A 16698-nucleotide genomic window follows, 5' to 3' on the forward strand; every position below is an offset into this window, starting at 1 on the left:
GTAATGACAAATGACTCAAGAAAAAGGTAAAGTCTACCTCGTAGGTGCTGGGCCTGGAGATGTGGCATACCTGACGGTAAAAGCTTACAATCTCTTAGCTGCCGCTCAGGTTTTAATCTACGATGCCTTGGTAGATGCTCAATTATTGCAGTGCGTACCGCCTGATTGCTTGAAGTTGGATGTGGGAAAACGCGGTGGGAAACCCAGTACAACCCAAGCTGAGATTAACAAGTTACTAGTAAAGCATTGTCAGCAAGGGAAACAAGTTATACGGCTAAAATCAGGAGATCCGTTGATTTTTGGGCGTTGTACTTCCGAAATTGAAGCGCTCAAAGCATCTGGTTGTGATTTTGAACTAGTACCAGGAATTTCCTCAGCCCTTGCAGCACCTTTGTTAGCAGGAATTCCCCTCACAGATCCGGTGTTAAGCCGCACTTTTGCAGTGCTTACAGCTCATGAACCAGAGGTTTTAGACTGGGAGGCACTCTCACGGCTAGAGACATTGGTAATTTTGATGGGAGGGCAACATCTGCCAGAAATTGTAGATCAACTGGTGCGACACGGGCGATCGCACTTAACACCCATTGCCATCATTCGTTGGGCAGGAACTCCTCGTCAACAAATTTGGACAGCGCAACTGGGCAATATACTCGAACAAACCACCGAATTATCCATTTCTCCAGCAGTAATTGTTATTGGCGAAGTTGTTGCGCTACGGAAGTACTTACAACCTGAGAATATATATTTAGACGAAATTATCAAGCAGGAGCCTGGAGAAAGGCATTCCCAGACGGAACCTGAGAGTACTCCCACACCCCAACCTATGTTAAGTAACTTCCCGTCATCTACTCTTCCCCTCACTGGCAAAACAATCTTGGTGACACGTTCAGTTGGACAGTCGAGCCAATTTAGCGATCGCCTCATCGCATTAGGTGCGACAGTCATCGAAATGCCTACCTTAGAAATCGGCCCGCCCTCCAGTTGGGAAGATTTGGATGATGCGATCGCTCATTTATCGGACTTCGACTGGTTAATTTTCACTTCTACCAATGGCATAGACTACTTTTTTGAAAGGCTAATCGCCCAAGAAAAAGATACCCGTGCCTTAGCTGGTGTCAAAATTGCCGTTGTTGGTGAGAAAACAGCCCATTGTCTCAAACAACGCTCTCTCCAACCAGATTTTATTCCTCCTAACTTTATTGCCGATTCTTTAGTGGAAAATTTTCCAGAGAATTTGCATGGTAAAAAGGTTTTATTTCCCAGAGTTGAAAGCGGCGGCAGAGAAATTTTGGTTAAGGAATTAACTCTCAAGGGAGCCAAAGTGATAGAAGTTGCCGCATATCAATCTTGTTGTCCTAGTGGTATTCCAGCTGAGGCAAAGTTAGCTCTCCAAAACCGCAAGATAGATGTGATTACTTTTGCCAGTTCTAAAACTGTGCAATTTTTCTCTCAACTTACTGAAAAAATATTTTCCAACAACCCTGATACTAGTCAATTTTTAGAGGGCGTTTGTATTGCCTCTATCGGCCCTCAAACCTCCAAAACCTGTCATTTTTTATTCAGGCGTGTGGATGTAGAAGCCCAAGAATATACTTTAGATGGTTTAACCCAAGCATTGATAACATGGGCGACAAATTCTTAGATAAGGGAGCAGGGGGAGAAGAACTATTAATTATTACCCAATGCTTAATGACATATGACAAATGACAGATGACTAATGACTAATGACTAATGACTAATGACTAAACGTATAATCGGCTTAACTGGCGGTATTGCCACAGGCAAAACCACTGTCACCAATTATTTAGCTAGCGCTTATAATCTGCCGATTTTGGATGCAGATATTTATGCTAGAGAGGCAGTAGCTTTAGGTTCGCCTATTCTTGGTGCGATCGCTCAACGTTACGGCGAACAAATTTTACTACCAGATGGCAGCCTCAACCGCCAAAAGCTAGGCGAAATTATCTTTAATCGTCAAGATGAACGCAACTGGATAGATAATTTGATTCATCCTAATGTGCGCGATCGCTTCCTGAAAGCAATTGCTATATCTTCGTCACAAACACTAGTGTTAGCAGTGCCTCTATTATTTGAAGCTGGGATGACCGATTTGGTTACAGAAATTTGGGTAGTGCGTTGTTCCCAAGAGCAACAACTACAAAGATTGATACAACGAAACCATTTAAATATAGAACAGGCACAAGCCAGGATCAACAGCCAATTATCTATAGAAAAAAAAATGGCTAATGCAGATGTCGTTTTAGATAACTCTTCCACCCTAGAAGTACTGCTTAAGCAGGTAGACTTAGCTCTAAAAGCATAAGTAGATACTAGTACCGCAAGGCGTAAGTCAAAAATCAAAATTCAAAACTCAAAAGTTTTATGGAATAAGCTCTTTGGGGCTTTTCATTAGTTTGCTTATTTACGCTGTGCTGTACTAGATACTATTGAGCTTAAAAAATATACATAAAATACATTCTCAAAACATAAAATGTTTATATATTAAATACTATTTAGTTAAGTAAAAAATCCTAATATCTGACCTGATGTTGTCCAACAATTCGGTGGTTTTACAGTGGAAGGTGTAGTTTAGGGTAATGTAAATTTAAGTGGTTAGTCAATAAAAAACTGCTATATGCCTCAGATATTGTACTTAAAAATATCATTGTAATGATGCTCAAACTTCAAGTATAAAATGATCAATAGTTAACTTTTACCTAATATATGCGAAATTATGAATGACCTTAAAGCTTTGTTGAGCAAAAGATATCATTGGTAAAAATTAAACATTAATAACCAATAATTAAGAATTAAGAAAACTTAATTTTTAAATCATCCTTCATAATTTAAAATTATTTTACTAGAGTACCCTGTCAACGAACTGCTGTAATTTATTTTTTGCTACCTGTGGGTGTAGGCATTTAATTAGACATGGGTGATGTATTGGCTTTACTAGCTGTCAATGCAGTTGATTCCTAACTAGATTATCCACCTGTTCGATTCTGGATTAGTGATTAAAAGGAATTGTAATTCACCTAGAGTCCAGAACTTTTCGCTATAGATTTCTTCTTGGGGAGAACTCACTTATGTCTTTGATCAGGACAAGTATGAACTTAAGTTTTAGTTTTTTAAGTAAGTTAGCCCTAGTTAGCTTTCCAGCAAATGAATTAAAAAAGAAGCATAAAGTACACGATTATAGCCAACTAGTTTTGGGAAGCGACTACATATTTGAGCGCCTCAATGAAGGAATGATCGGGTATATGACTGGAATTGGGAAAGGTGTTAAACCCTGCGATCGCATTATTTTGCGAGAAGGTTGTGAATCTTATCAATATCAAGTTGAAGAAGTTGATTATTATTCAGATCCGTCTGATATGTGGATAGCTTTACTCAAGCAAGTGCCGATTGACTAAATATGAAAGTTAACCAGTGACTTAAATTCCATAAGTAAAGATTTTTCTAAAGAATAAGATAAATGATATATCTATTTTAGATTTATCAAAAAATTAACTATTAAAGTGTTTCTTTCGTGGTATATTAATTAATATCAAATATCAAAATAAAGTAAGCTACTTCTCTTCATTATATAAAGTCGAATTAAGCTGTTGAAGAAACTCAGGATTCAAATCTAGCTTTTCTCCTAACCATAGAGAGCCTTCATGTAAATGTTCAAGTTAAATGCGTAACAGCTTATCTTCTTTCATAGCTCCACTTTTCGCTCTCAACTCTAATTTTGGTTAGCGGACTTTTCCTTTCTCACGAAGAAAAAAGCGATGTCTACGCTCAATTTTACCCCAATAGCGTGCAGTTAAGGATCGGTTATTGAGATTGACTCTACAGAGGTTATCGATTGAAGTGAATAAATAGACGAGAATCAACCAAATTTAGAGTTTGGTTGACTATGATTTATGCAATGTTGGCAGTTAGTTAACGCTTAAAGTGCTTGCAGTTTCTTTGACAACTTCATCTGTTTTAAGAGTAACTGGAAGATGCATAATATGCACTGAACAAGGAGCATGGTGAAGAACGTAGTTACTCACACTACCGAGAAATAGTTCCGCCAGCCCAGAACGACCCCGACGCCCCATCACAATTAGATCAGCACCATAACTATGGGCTAAGTCGCAAATAATCCGACCAGGATTACCAATATTTTGTGTAAATTCAGTAGTTACACCTGCTGTAGTAGCTTCAGTACAGAAAGATTGCAACATCTGAATTCCTTGATTTTTAAATTCGTCCCACTGTTTTTGGTATAGCTCAAAGCTTTGACTACCAAATCCTGGGTAGTAGTCAAAATTAGACAGCATAGGTACGTAAGGACTACCCTCTTCTTCTGGAGATAGGACATGCAGTAGCATTAAGCTAGCTTGTGTTAACTTTGCTAAACCCAACGCTTCCTCAAAAACGCGTTGCCCTATTTGTGAACGATCTAATGCAACTAGAATTTTTTTAAACATCATATAGACCTCCGATGTTATTGGTAATTGGTCTTTACGGTTTCGGGTTTCCAGATGCTGGATTGTCAAAAATGACCAATCCCTCAACTATGTTTAGCTACTTGTGAATTTTAAATTTCTTACTTAAAGGTTTTCGCCCCATATTTATGTTTATAGCAAAATAATTTGAGGAACTTGTGAAGAAAACAAATATTTATCTTTGATTATCAGCGAGCATCCCGTTTTGGAAGAAATGTTTTTAGTCCCTTAGCATAAGCCCCTCTGCCCAAGTTGGGATAAAGACTTTGAAGCTAGCTTCCAGGGGCTAGGGGATAACGACGAATAGGTGCTTTCAGCCAATTCGCTGTACTACTTAATAATTTCACTCAGTGTCTTCCACTGCCAAAAACTCATGTAACTCTTCTATAGTGGGTGGAGCATAATAAATATCAGGTTCTATTTTATAGACTTCCAAAAAAGATGCGATCGCTTCTTTAAGTTGCTTGATTGCTCCTTCTTGATTTATCCCTTGTCTTACCAGTCAATTTTCTAAGCATAAAGCAACCCAATAACCCGCACTCTTTCGCAAAACTGCTGTGTAGAAGTACATAAATGTTTTCAAATTACTACATTTTCTTATTTTAGTGATTGATAATATTTTAGGGCTTCATCTTTTGATAGTGGTTTTTCTTCCTCTACTTCCTCCATGAGTTTTGCTAAACCGTAATTCTCAAGAATTTCTTCAATTTTTTCAAATTCAGCGATAGGAATTTGTACGGCAATAGGTTGTTGATTTTCGTCAATAACATAATTTTTGTGAACTTCAAGCATTTTAGTAATTCCTATGTGTAAAAATCCATTGGTATTCACCTGTGAAAATTTTGGTGTCAGGTAATTAGATTTTAATAGTTTATCGCGATCGCATGAATTGACCTCTCCCCCAACCCCTCTCCGAGGCGGAAAGGGGAGCCGGATTTCTCCCCCTTCCCTACGAGGCAAGGGGGTTAGAGGGTTAGGTCTGTGTGTGAAGTGCGAAGGTGCGATCGCATACAATTTCTTTTATCGAGGCCATACTTTAATCGCTATCTTAGCTAAAGATTCAGCGCGACTTTTGATTTCCTCTTCATTCCAAACATTTACCTTGTGAAAATATTGGTTCAAAGTCACATTACTAGTCCTTAAAATCTTTAATTTTTCTTCAAAGGATTTATTAGATAATTCAGAGTTATATTGTGTCAGCGTGAGATTTCCCAAAGTGTGAAGCAATTCCTTTTGTGTCTTGCTATAATTTGCACCTAACATTTCTTGCCATTCCTTACGTAAAGGGGACTTTTGGGGCATAATATGCTCAAGACTCATAGGCTGAGTATCAACACGTTCCTTGCTCAAAGATTGTTCTATACTTTCTAATAAAAACTTAACACGTTCATTTGCTGTCGAGCTTTTAGGATTATATAGAGGTTCATTGGTGATATGCTGACAAAATAAGTTGTCATCAGGAAATACTTGAGTTTTATCAAAACTAATTAGAACTTGGCGTAACCCATTTACTAAATCTTCAGGATTTGTTTCCTTTACTTGCTTATACAGATTGTTAAATGTTATGCCTAAAGCTCTAGTAGGAATTCCAACAATCCAACGGCGTACAAAGTAAGATTCTAAATATTGCAGGATTTTCTCAAAATCTTGAATAGATAATTGTTGTGCCTCATATTCATAATAAATATTTAGGAGAAATATATGGCAAGTAGTGAAATCCAATTTTTTTAATCGCTGAAACCAATGCCTTAGTTTTAGTTCTTGTTCTTCATCATCAAAATTAAGACGTAGATAGTAATTAGTAAATTTTATAAGGTTATGCAACTCAGCCTTGATACCTAATTCTGGTTTTTCAAAGCGTTTAACCGATTCATCAAAACGTTGTTTAATTGATTTATAAACGGCTTTTTCATTAACTGCCTCTCCATCTTTACGCAGATAAAACCAAAATGCCTTAGTTAGTTCGTCTGCATATTCCTTTTGCTTCATGTTTGATTTAAAACTTTCTTGAAGAGGCAACCATTCGCTGTTATAAACTTCATCTCTCTCTTCAGAAGGTAACTTCATAAATATATAGTTACGAACTAAATCTGCTTGGGTTAATTCTTCTCCTTTGTTGTTCAAACTCTCAAAAATAAGATATGGATTATCGTTGTTATCAGAAGTAATATTTACTAATATCAAACGTTCTAGAATAATATTTTTAAATTTTGCAAAATCTAACAAAATACCTTCATCTGCAAAAGGCTTCTTTAGCTTCCCATCAAAAAATTTATAAGCTTCATGTATTGCTCCTGATTGTGATTCTTTGTTTTTACCCTTAGCTATCTTACTATCGATAATGCTTTTATATGCGTCGCAGTCATCTTGAGTAGGCAGCACTTTATAAAAATCATCATTCTTTTGATACTTATTTATCAAAAAAAATTCATGTATCTGTTCTGCTATTTGTTTGTCAGATTTCTTGAGATAGTTTCTTAATGCCGCCAAAAGAATGCTAAGAGTTGTAAAACGTTGTTGTCCGTCTATAACAATATATCGACTTATACCATCAGCAGTTCCAAGTTCAGCTTGCGTTACTATAGGCCCAAGAAAATAAAAGCCTTTTTCATCATCATTATAAAGACTCATCAAATCTTCCCACAGAGTCTCCCAGTTCTCTTTTTTCCAAGAGTATGGTCGCTGAAAAAGAGGTATTTGAAACTGTTTACCACCTTCTAGTAAGTTACGAAGAGTTGTTTCTGATGCTTTCATGCTTGTTATTTGCTTTATGTATCATATACGATAATAACTAATTTTTTGTATTATCAAAAACTTCAATGTGAGGGATTTACATTAAAAAGCCCGCATTAGCGGGCTTTTTAATGTAGCCACAGATTAAAACCTGGGGCATTTCATGTTAATTATTACCTACCTGGCCACAGTCGGCATACCCAAAAGATCCTCAAGCCTCGGCATATCTTCCAACGAAATCACGCGCCCTTCATCCTCAAAACCAGCAATTTGATCGAAGTTCAAATACCGATACAAATCATCTGCAAAAGGATGAATTCTACTCGCCACAATATCTAAGTATTCCTGCACTGTTGGAAGTCGTCCTAACAGGGCACAAACTGCGGCTAATTCTGCTGAACCAAGATACACTCGCGCATCTTTACCCATACGATTATTAAAGTTGCGGGTAGAGGTAGAAAACACTGTTGTGCCATCAGCAACTCGCGCTTGATTACCCATGCACAAACTGCATCCCGGCATTTCTGTTCTAGCACCCGCAGCCCCAAAAACGCTGTATACACCTTCTTCTTTTAATTGGTGTTCATCCATGCGCGTTGGTGGTGCAATCCACAGGCGAGTTTTCACTTCACCTGCACCTTCCAAAACTTTCGCTGTTGCCCGATAATGACCAATATTCGTCATACAAGAACCGACGAATACTTCTTGCACTGGATCATTAGCAACTTCCGATAATAATTTAACATTATCGGGGTCATTGGGAGCAGCAACAATTGGTTCTTTGATTTCGTTTAAATCAATTTCAATTATTTCGGCATACTCAGCATCGGCATCGCCTTCTAATAACACAGGATTTGCTAACCATTCTTCCATTTTTGCGACACGGCGCAACATGGTACGCGCATCTTGATAGCCTCGTGCTATCATATTTTTCAGCAACGCTATGTTAGAACGCAGATATTCAGAAATTGTCTCTACACTCAGCTTAATTGTGCATCCGGCACAAGAACGTTCGGCGCTAGCATCGGTGAGTTCAAAGGCTTGTTCAACTTTTAAATCTGGCAAACCTTCAATTTCTAAAATTCGCCCGGAGAAAATATTTTTCTTGTTCTGCTTCTCTGCTGTCAGCAAACCTTTTTGAATTGCTACGTAGGGTATGGCATTCACAACATCCCGCAGCGTGATACCTGGTTGCAATTCACCTTTGAATCTCACCAAAACTGACTCTGGCATATCTAAAGGCATGACACCCAAGGCGGCTGCAAAGGCTACTAATCCAGAACCGGCGGGGAAGGAAATACCCAAGGGGAAGCGGGTGTGAGAATCGCCGCCAGTTCCCACGGTGTCGGGTAACAGCATCCGGTTTAACCAAGAGTGGATGATACCATCACCGGGACGGAGGGCGACACCGCCACGAGAAGCAAAGAAGTCGGGGAGTTCGTGATGGGTTTGGATGTCTACTGGTTTGGGATAAGCTGCTGTGTGGCAGAAACTTTGTATCACTAAGTCTGCACTGAAACCAAGACAGGCGAGTTCTTTTAATTCGTCGCGGGTCATGGGGCCTGTGGTATCTTGAGAACCAACGGTAGTAATGATGGGTTCGCAAGATGTGCCGGGACGCACACCAGGTAATCCGCAAGCTTTACCTACCATTTTCTGTGCTAGGCTGTAGCCTTTGCCTGTATCAAAGGCTTGCTGAGGACGGGTGAAAACTGTGCTGTGTTCTAAACCAAGTGCAAGACGAGTTTTATCGGTGAGGGTACGTCCAATAAGTAGGGGGATGCGTCCACCTGCGCGGACTTCATCGAGGATGGTGTCGGGTTTGAGGGCAAAGGTGGAAATGACTTCGCCAGCAACGTTAGTGATTTCGCCTTTGTAGGGATGGATGGTAATTACCATGCCGGTTTCGAGTTTGGTGACATCGCACTGAATAGGCAAAGCACCGGCATCTTCTGCTGTGTTAAAGAAAATTGGCGCGATCGCACCACCTAAAACATAACCCCCAGCGCGTTTGTTTGGCACAAAAGGTATATCATTTCCCATGTGCCACAATACTGAGTTGATGGCAGACTTACGCGAGGAACCTGTACCAACTACATCTCCCACGTAAGCTACAGGATGCCCTTTTTTCTTCAGTTCGGCAATGGTTGCCAAACTTCCCGGTTGCCGTGACTCTAACATCACTAAGGCGTGTAAGGGAATATCCGGGCGAGTGGTGGCGCTTTGGGCGGGGGATAAATCGTCGGTATTGGTTTCGCCAGGAACTTTAAAAACGGTGACAGTAATCGCTTCTGGAACTGTGGGGCGACTGGTAAACCATTCAGCTTCCGCCCAAGAGTCAATCACCCGTTTGGCGAAAGGATTGGTTTTAGACAACTCTAAAACATCGTGGTAAGCGTCATACACTAAGAGGATTTTGCTTAAAGCGTTGGCGGCGTAAGCGGAAATGGGTTCCTTTCCTTGTCCACCCATTACCAAAGGTGTTTCAGATGAGTCTGAGACGGATACGGTGGGGAATTGCAGCAAATCGATTAAAGATTGCACATTGTAACCACCTATCATTGTGCCCAGCAATTGCACCGCTTCTATGCGCGAAACCAAGGGACTGGTGATTTCCTTTTTGGCGATCGCGGTGAGAAATCCAGCTTTGACATAAGCTGCTGGATCAACACCAGGAGAAACGCGATCGCTCAATAAATGTAATAATATCTCCTCTTGACCCTTTGGCGGATTTTTCAGTAATTCACATAATTCTGAGGTTTGCTTCGCATCCAATGGTAAAGGAGGAATACCGAGTGCTGCTCTTTCGGCAACGTGTTTACGATATTGTTCTAGCATTTTTATGTTCTCCATTGGGATGTTCTATCTTTAATTATGAAATTTTTAGGCAATTCTTGGCTATAAAAGTTTAGCTTACTTTTATGATGAAAGCCTTACTGGTAATCGGTTATTAGCAACTTTTTTTATACTGGAAGTTTGAAAAGTATGAGGCGAATAGAATTCGCTACTACACAAACAAAGTCCACCTCCGTGGACTAAGAGGAAATCAAGAATTTGTAACCCACGAAGGTGGGTTTCGTCTGTATAGCCGCGACTTATAGTCGCAAGGTGTAGTAATAATAAATTAGATTGATTGTTGATTTAACCAAGTTTCTAAATCAGCAACAGTAGAAAAGTCTAATAATGCTTCTCCTAAATTCTCTAATTGTTCAATCGATAAACCTTTAATTCGCCCGATTAATGATGCATCAATTTCACCAATACGGCGATTTAGTAGACGCAGTATTAAGTCTTGTTTTCCTTCTTGCCTCCCTTCTTGCTTCCCCTCTTGCCTCCCCTCTTGCCTTCCTTCTTCTCTGGCTTGTTCTCTATTTTTTTGATAAAGTGGTTCTAATCGCATAATTAACTCCCTATCATCTGCTTCTAATTCTTGGTTTACTCTCAAGTTTTCGCGCAAGTTGTAAACTAATTCGAGAGTTGCTTTTTGGTATGGATGATCTAATGGTAACGTTTGCAACTCGATAATCGCTTGTGACTGCACATTCCCCCTACCTAAAAGCCTTAACCATAATGTCTCTGGTGTTTGCGGTAGTTGGTGTATCCCTACAATTGCTGTTCGCAAGGCATCTGGGAAAAAATGCACTCCTGACAACCAACCTGATTTTTGCATAGTTCCAAAGCTAGATAATCTAGTTTCAGAGATGGTAGGTGTCAGAACCCACAATTTGGGAATTTCCGAGTCTTGAAGTTTGGTTTTATTTGCCTTAGTTTCTCGTCGGAAGAGAGCCTTTATTTCTAATAATTTGAGAATACAGTCGCAGATTTCATCGGTAGAAGCTGGATTGCGGTATGGTTCTATAATTGCAGGCTGTTGGGCAAATCTTCCTAGCAAACCTAGTATTTGTATATTAGAGCTTTGTTGTTTAGCAGGAGTGAATAAAACATCTATTTCTTTAACAAGTGGTAGGGGTTTAAGTCCCCTGCTTCTATCAAGCAGCGCGTTTTGTGTCGGGGTCTAAATCCCCGTCACAAACGTAATTGCGAATTGCGAATTGCGAATTGTTTTAATCTCTCCTGAGACTTTTTCTGATGCCTTGACTTCACCGTAATCTTTTAATAATTCTTCTAGATAGTCTTTGGCGAATTTATCATGGATAAAACGGGTCATTCAATTTTAAGATTTCGGAAATTCTGGGTTAATGCAAAGTCTTATTATCTAGCAGTCCTGAATCATTCGTGATGAAATAGAACCCCGACTTCTCAAAGAATTCGGGGTTCTGGACACCTTGATACTATTATAAAAAAGTTAAAAGCAGATTATATAAAATTTTTAATTTTTGGCTTTTGACTTTTGACTTTTGACTTCCCGTCAGGGCGTGGCGGTTATTGCATTTTCATCTGATGTTTTATCTGTGTTTGATTTCAGGCGTGTCAATCTGCTTTTACGGATTCGTTCGCTGTCTCTAACGCCACCTGCAAGTTCATATTCGTTGCTGTTTTTGCCGTACTTGCAACCAACCCACGTCAGCATTTTGTCTGAAACCTGACTTAAGGTTTTTTCCATCTCATCCAGCTTATTTCTAGAAGAGTCAATCATAGCTATAGCAGCGTTATAATCATGAAGCATATTGTGAAAATTGTCTATTAATTGAGTCAGGTTTTGCAAGTTGTAAGTATCATCAAAATTGATATTTGGATCGATAGCTTTCAGCCCGGCAACTCTAAACTGAGCTTTTTTTAGAATCTGGGAACTACGTTTTTTTACAGGCATACATTTACGCTTTTAAAAGCTTTACATAGCTATTTTGTCTCAATTAACCTAGATTCTGGTTCAGCAAAAAGCGCATTTTTTTAGTAAAAGTTTTTATTTATGCCCGTAATTTCTCGGATTTTAATCATCAAAAGTTGATTTTCAGCAAAATAATATTATGTTTAAGCAATAGGCAATAGGGCACAGCATTGCTGTGCCCCTACAAATGGTCTGTATTCCATATTGCTTTAACTTTAAGGCTTAAGGTTCTAGCTCTAAGGCTTAATGTTGTAACCTTAAGGCTTAATGTTCTAGCTCTAAGGCTTAATGTTGTAACCTTAAGGCTTAATGTTCTAGCTCTAAGGCTTAATGTTGTAACCTTAAGGCTTAAGGTTCTAGCTTTAAGACTTAATGTTGTAATTTTAAGGCTTAATGCTGTAACCTTAAGAGTCAACCTTATAACATTGATGACCAAAGTTTGTTGGTGAGTGCATAAGACCAATTCGCAATTCGCAATTCGCAATTCGCAATTAACTAGATAGGTTGCCGTTAATTTTATCTTTGATTTTTCGGGTAGAAGCGACTAGAATTTTACCAATTTCTTTAGTTTCTTGGAGAAGAGACTCAAATTTGTTTTTTTCAACTAATTCCGACTCGATTAATATTTCTAACCAATATTCAGTTTCTCTTTCTTCCTTAAGTGCAATCTCCAATTTGTGAAGGAAATCTTTATTGGATTGAGCAGATTGAGCTTCTCTGAGCATTTGCACCAATGGAAGTACCACTACGTAGTAGTTGATTTGATAATGTTCGACAAACTCCAGGCTTTTCATCTAAGAAACTACAAGCTTTCACTATCCTGATTGCCAAGGCTTTCGTTCTATCGCTAATAGAAATATTTTTATTCATACATTTGAGCCTGAATTAATAATACTTTTTACCAGACTTAAATGTTATTTATTTTACTCTCAACAAATTGCGAATTGCGAATTGCGAATTGCACCGTGCCAGGTATCGGAATTATGAAATGTTGATTCTACCGTGCATCAGGGGCTTGTAATAAATCTTTAAAAATATCTGAACGCCTTAAATGTAACAGTTTACAAGTCTTGATGCGAGAGAAGAGATAGAAGAGATGATGCCATCCTCAATGAGGGGAGGTATCCCTCGGGGAGGTGTACCCTTCTTAATGAGGTATTAAAAGTAACTTCGGAGTAAGATACATATCTTTTAAATCCTATTATTCCCACTCTCCATCCTACGCGATCGCCAAACTTCTCCCAGGCTTTTTCGTTATATTTGCCGTCAGCTTTACCGCCAACACTCAAGTAAATTTCCTTCTGGACGCTGAAGCCAAAATGTCCATTGCTGTATTTTACCCACAAGCGGTCTATTGTGCGTAAGTCAGTGCAAGGAAAATTTAAGAGTTCGTTTGAGGTGAAGTAGTCGCCTTCTTCTTTACCTACAGCCTTAATCATCAACCGATAGGTTTCTTGGTCGGCTTCCTTCCAGTTTTTTGCTGCTAGTAGGTCGCGCAGTCTGGTGTAGTCTATGCCTTTTTCTGAGAATAGGTCATCTAAGTCGCGTTCTGGAGGAGAAATATCTCCCAAAAACACAAGTTCTTGCTTCGGCAGAGAAATATCTCCTAAAAACACAAGTTCTTGCTTCGGCGGAATTGTTGGTGATTGAGCCTGAATTATGGGCGTTCTCCTTGGCTTTTCCCCAGTAATGCCCCAAATCAACTGTCCCATCGGTTCAGGAGACTGTAAACGAAAATCTACCCACATTAAACCCTGGAGAAATATAGGCAATTTTGGTTCTTGTGGAGCATCGGGTAAAAGTACCGGAATAACTGGACATTGCCTATTTACAAATTCTCGTAGAAACCCATCAATTTCTTGACTCTGCCAAGGGCCAAATCCTGAGCCTCCGACAAAAACTGCTGCTGCTCCAATCTGGTCTATCTGCTGTTCTAATGCACGTTGCCAAGAAAAACCAGGACGTAAATGCCAAATATCCAACCACGGTACAATTCGTTGTTGCTGTAGTTGTTTGGCAATTTCGATAACCGCAGGTTTATCATTACTATTGTGACAAAGAAAAACATCAAACTTTTCCATTGCTTACTCCTCCACGCCAGCAATTACCGCCAACGCTTTGGCGTAATCTTCCAACCCACCGCGCAAAGCTTCCAACTCACTTCGCAACTTGGGTTCCTCCGACCAACTCTGCTCATGTTCCTTGGGGCTTACCCCTACAGGTCGTCTAGCTTCCCACGCTTGCAATAACGGATGCCATTTAGGCAAAAACGGCCTTAACCCATTATTCAACACAGCGATCGCAATTCCCCCCACTGAATCACGAGAAGCCCCCACATCCGGCCCGGCGGCTTTGAGAACTTCGCGGGTTGTACCAAATAAACTATAAAGAGAGTTCATCGCTTCTCGTACCAAACCCTGGTCAACTTCCAATGGTTGTACAGCAATGCGCGTCACCAATTCCACATAAAGCGACCAAGCCGCCTTCTTTTGTGTGGTGTCAACTTTCCAAGACATGGAACCAATGCCAAAAGGCAGACTTACAGATACAGTCTCTAAAGAAACGCGATCGCGCATATTCATAGTAGCAAATTTAACTAATTTATTTGTGTATTGTATAGTAAATAATGTTACTAACCTAAAAGTTGTTCAGAATTGGTTGTTATAATTATCAATCTTTTCCCTAAATTTTTATAGTAACATCTGGATATTTTTAACTAATTCAGATAAACTAATACATTTGTCCGTTGCATCACGCTTCTTTTGTATATGCCCAAAACTTACACCGTAGAAATTGATCACCAAGGCAAAGTTCATACCTTGCAAGTTCCTGAGAATGAAACGATATTATCAGTTGCCGAAGCTGCTGGTTTGGAACTGCCGAGTTCTTGTAATGCAGGTGTTTGCACAACTTGCGCGGGTCAAATAAGCGAGGGAACTGTAGATCAAACTGATGGTATGGGCGTTAGTCCAGATTTGCAAAAGCAAGGTTACGTATTGCTTTGTATTGCCAAACCCCTTTCTGATTTGAAAATTCAGACGGAAAAAGAAGATGCTCTTTATCAGTTACAATTTGGCAAAGGCAAATAATCAGCGAACAGTTATCAGTATATCGGATGATTATTCATAGCTGAATTACTGTTCACGGAGATTACCAAATTTGATAAATTACATAAGTATTTCATTGCAGATGAAATCAGCTATTCTAGAAACTACAAATCAACAGGATTTACCAAAATGACAACTCATTTTATTACCGCAGAAATTGATTTACAAGAAACTCCCGCAGAGTTACTAGAAGTAATTGAAACAGAGTTGAAGAAACAAGGCGAACCTCTGCGTTGGGCAGTTACTTCTGTGGATGCTGACGAACAAAAAGCTACAGTTGAAGCTGTGGTGACTACAGTTAAGAGTTAGGAGGCAGGGGGCAGATCGCGCAGCGTGTCGTAGACAAGGCAGGGGGCAGGAGGTAGATAGAACTCCTAATTTTTAACTCTTAATTCCTCACTTACCACAAGCTAAATGCCCCGCTAAGGCTAACAGCGCTCGATATGAATCGTCCATACACCGCTATCTTAATCGTACCAACAGGCGTTGGGGCTGCCATTGGGGGTTATGCAGGAGATGCTTTGCCTGTTGCCAAAGTTATAGCACAGGTTTGCGATCGCCTAATTACTCACCCCAATGTCTTGAATGGCGCAAGTTTGTATTGGAATATCCCTAATGCTTTCTATGTTGAAGGTTATGGGCTTGACAAATTCGCCTCTGGATGCTGGGGTTTACGTCCAGTCCGCAACAACAAAGTGGGTTTGCTTTTAGATCAAGCCATTGAGCCAGAGTTACGGCTACGACATATACAAGCCGCCGATGCAGTCAGAGCAACTCTAGGATTGACTTTAACAGATTATGTAATTACTGATGCCCCATTAAATGTAGAATTGCAGACTACAGCATCGGGAGCTAGTTGGGGGACAATTGGCAACCCGGATAGTTTATTACGGGCAGCCGAGATATTAATTAAAAAAGCGGGGGCAGAAGCGATCGCAGTTGTTACCCGTTTCCCCGATGATATGGACTCAGAAGCAGTACAAAAATATCGCCACGGTGAAGGCGTTGATCCTTTAGCGGGTGCAGAAGCTGTAATTAGCCATTTGTTAGTGCGAACCTTTCAAATTCCTTGCGCCCATTCTCCCGCCCTTTTGAGCGAACCTCCGCAACCTGATTTATCTCCCCGTTCCGCCGCCGAAGAATTAGGCTATACCTTTTTGCCCTGCGTGCTTGTAGGATTAAGTCGTGCCCCACAATTTATAATAGAGAGAGAAGCAATCGGATCACAGCAAGGAGATATTTGGGCTGATGAAGTGGATGCTGCGATCGTACCTGCAACTGCTTGTGGTAGCAGTGCCTTACTGAGTTTAAGCCAAAGACAATGCCAAATCATTACAGTAGAAGAAAATAAAACTCTGATAAAAGTTCCTCCCCAACCCTTGGGGATCAAAACTATACAGGTAAACTCATATTTAGAAGCAGTGGGTGTATTGGTAGCACATAAAGCAGGCATTAATCCTTCCGCTCTCCGTCCCAAATTATTACCTTTGCAGTCAGTAGTTAGGAGGCAGGAGGCAGAGGGTGACTGAGCGCAGCCGTAAAGCCTGCGGCATAGCTACGCTTCGGGCACAGCCTAAGAAGAAAAGTGAGG

Annotated in this window: 14 protein-coding genes and 2 pseudogenes; 6 read left to right on the plus strand and 10 right to left on the minus strand. The window is 40.0% G+C overall.

Annotated features, from left to right (window positions below):
• Window positions 1–10: 10 nt before the first annotated feature.
• The 3 genes from cobA to H6G26_RS06630 all read left to right on the plus strand — a co-directional run bounded on the left by cobA (window position 11) and on the right by H6G26_RS06630 (window position 3413).
• Window positions 11–1642: a uroporphyrinogen-III C-methyltransferase gene (gene cobA, locus H6G26_RS06620; RefSeq protein ID WP_190728492.1), complete on the plus strand. Its 1632-nt coding sequence runs from the start codon at window positions 11–13 to the stop codon at window positions 1640–1642.
• Between the two features lie 96 nt (window positions 1643–1738).
• On the plus strand, window positions 1739–2323 hold the full coding sequence (gene coaE / locus H6G26_RS06625) for a dephospho-CoA kinase (protein WP_190728493.1): 585 nt from the start codon (window positions 1739–1741) through the stop codon (window positions 2321–2323).
• 784 nt (window positions 2324–3107) lie between these two features.
• Entirely contained in the window at window positions 3108–3413 is a 306-nt protein-coding gene (locus tag H6G26_RS06630) for a hypothetical protein (protein ID WP_229559935.1), read from the plus strand.
• Between the two features lie 510 nt (window positions 3414–3923).
• On the opposite strand, the gene H6G26_RS06635 is transcribed toward H6G26_RS06630, so the two are convergent.
• The 10 genes and pseudogenes from H6G26_RS06635 to H6G26_RS06680 form a co-directional block, all read right to left on the minus strand.
• Window positions 3924–4460 carry a universal stress protein gene (locus H6G26_RS06635; protein ID WP_190728578.1) on the minus strand — a complete coding sequence of 179 codons (537 nt, stop codon included), beginning with the start codon at window positions 4458–4460 and terminating at the stop codon, window positions 3924–3926.
• A gap of 615 nt (window positions 4461–5075) precedes the next feature.
• Window positions 5076–5270, minus strand: coding sequence for a hypothetical protein (locus H6G26_RS06640; protein WP_190728495.1), 195 nt, complete (start codon window positions 5268–5270; stop codon window positions 5076–5078).
• A gap of 228 nt (window positions 5271–5498) precedes the next feature.
• The gene (locus tag H6G26_RS06645; RefSeq protein ID WP_190728496.1) at window positions 5499–7232 is read right to left on the minus strand and encodes a DUF262 domain-containing protein; all 1734 of its coding nucleotides are present in this window, start codon (window positions 7230–7232) and stop codon (window positions 5499–5501) included.
• A gap of 156 nt (window positions 7233–7388) precedes the next feature.
• A complete protein-coding gene (acnB, locus tag H6G26_RS06650; protein ID WP_190728497.1) occupies window positions 7389–10049 on the minus strand; it encodes a bifunctional aconitate hydratase 2/2-methylisocitrate dehydratase in 2661 nt (886 codons plus the stop codon).
• A gap of 286 nt (window positions 10050–10335) precedes the next feature.
• Window positions 10336–11169: pseudogene (locus tag H6G26_RS06655) on the minus strand (DUF4351 domain-containing protein); the annotation flags it as partial.
• Between the two features lie 57 nt (window positions 11170–11226).
• On the minus strand, window positions 11227–11379 hold the full coding sequence (locus tag H6G26_RS06660) for a hypothetical protein (protein ID WP_190728586.1): 153 nt from the start codon (window positions 11377–11379) through the stop codon (window positions 11227–11229).
• Window positions 11380–11580: 201 nt separating this feature from the next.
• Window positions 11581–11982 carry a hypothetical protein gene (locus H6G26_RS06665; protein ID WP_190728498.1) on the minus strand — a complete coding sequence of 134 codons (402 nt, stop codon included), beginning with the start codon at window positions 11980–11982 and terminating at the stop codon, window positions 11581–11583.
• Between the two features lie 509 nt (window positions 11983–12491).
• Window positions 12492–12870: pseudogene (locus tag H6G26_RS06670) on the minus strand (four helix bundle protein).
• 191 nt (window positions 12871–13061) lie between these two features.
• Window positions 13062–14081, minus strand: coding sequence for a GUN4 domain-containing protein (locus H6G26_RS06675; RefSeq protein WP_190728499.1), 1020 nt, complete (start codon window positions 14079–14081; stop codon window positions 13062–13064).
• A gap of 3 nt (window positions 14082–14084) precedes the next feature.
• On the minus strand, window positions 14085–14576 hold the full coding sequence (locus tag H6G26_RS06680; RefSeq protein ID WP_190728579.1) for a hypothetical protein: 492 nt from the start codon (window positions 14574–14576) through the stop codon (window positions 14085–14087).
• A 192-nt stretch (window positions 14577–14768) separates the two neighbouring features.
• On the opposite strand from H6G26_RS06680, the gene H6G26_RS06685 reads away from it, so the two are divergent.
• The 3 genes from H6G26_RS06685 (at window position 14769) to H6G26_RS06695 (ending at window position 16636) form a co-directional block, all read left to right on the plus strand.
• Window positions 14769–15089 carry a 2Fe-2S iron-sulfur cluster-binding protein gene (locus tag H6G26_RS06685; protein ID WP_190728500.1) on the plus strand — a complete coding sequence of 107 codons (321 nt, stop codon included), beginning with the start codon at window positions 14769–14771 and terminating at the stop codon, window positions 15087–15089.
• Between the two features lie 147 nt (window positions 15090–15236).
• Entirely contained in the window at window positions 15237–15416 is a 180-nt protein-coding gene (locus tag H6G26_RS06690; RefSeq protein WP_094351499.1) for a hypothetical protein, read from the plus strand.
• A gap of 134 nt (window positions 15417–15550) precedes the next feature.
• Window positions 15551–16636 carry a DUF3326 domain-containing protein gene (locus H6G26_RS06695; protein ID WP_190728501.1) on the plus strand — a complete coding sequence of 362 codons (1086 nt, stop codon included), beginning with the start codon at window positions 15551–15553 and terminating at the stop codon, window positions 16634–16636.
• Window positions 16637–16698: the final 62 nt, after the last annotated feature.

The organism is Nostoc sp. FACHB-888, from assembly GCF_014696655.1.
Classification (GTDB): Bacteria; Cyanobacteriota; Cyanobacteriia; order Cyanobacteriales; family Nostocaceae; genus Nostoc.

Coding starts and splice junctions, on each gene's coding strand:
- H6G26_RS06695 (WP_190728501.1), top strand. CDS start 15,551: ATGAATCGTCCATACACCGCTATCTTAATCGTACCAACAGGCGTTGGG.
- H6G26_RS06660 (WP_190728586.1), bottom strand. CDS start 11,379: ATGACCCGTTTTATCCATGATAAATTCGCCAAAGACTATCTAGAAGAA.
- H6G26_RS06675 (WP_190728499.1), bottom strand. CDS start 14,081: ATGGAAAAGTTTGATGTTTTTCTTTGTCACAATAGTAATGATAAACCT.
- H6G26_RS06645 (WP_190728496.1), bottom strand. CDS start 7,232: ATGAAAGCATCAGAAACAACTCTTCGTAACTTACTAGAAGGTGGTAAA.
- cobA (WP_190728492.1), top strand. CDS start 11: ATGACTCAAGAAAAAGGTAAAGTCTACCTCGTAGGTGCTGGGCCTGGA.
- H6G26_RS06630 (WP_229559935.1), top strand. CDS start 3,108: ATGAACTTAAGTTTTAGTTTTTTAAGTAAGTTAGCCCTAGTTAGCTTT.
- H6G26_RS06685 (WP_190728500.1), top strand. CDS start 14,769: ATGCCCAAAACTTACACCGTAGAAATTGATCACCAAGGCAAAGTTCAT.
- H6G26_RS06635 (WP_190728578.1), bottom strand. CDS start 4,460: ATGTTTAAAAAAATTCTAGTTGCATTAGATCGTTCACAAATAGGGCAA.
- H6G26_RS06665 (WP_190728498.1), bottom strand. CDS start 11,982: ATGCCTGTAAAAAAACGTAGTTCCCAGATTCTAAAAAAAGCTCAGTTT.
- coaE (WP_190728493.1), top strand. CDS start 1,739: ATGACTAAACGTATAATCGGCTTAACTGGCGGTATTGCCACAGGCAAA.
- H6G26_RS06640 (WP_190728495.1), bottom strand. CDS start 5,270: ATGCTTGAAGTTCACAAAAATTATGTTATTGACGAAAATCAACAACCT.
- H6G26_RS06690 (WP_094351499.1), top strand. CDS start 15,237: ATGACAACTCATTTTATTACCGCAGAAATTGATTTACAAGAAACTCCC.
- acnB (WP_190728497.1), bottom strand. CDS start 10,049: ATGCTAGAACAATATCGTAAACACGTTGCCGAAAGAGCAGCACTCGGT.
- H6G26_RS06680 (WP_190728579.1), bottom strand. CDS start 14,576: ATGCGCGATCGCGTTTCTTTAGAGACTGTATCTGTAAGTCTGCCTTTT.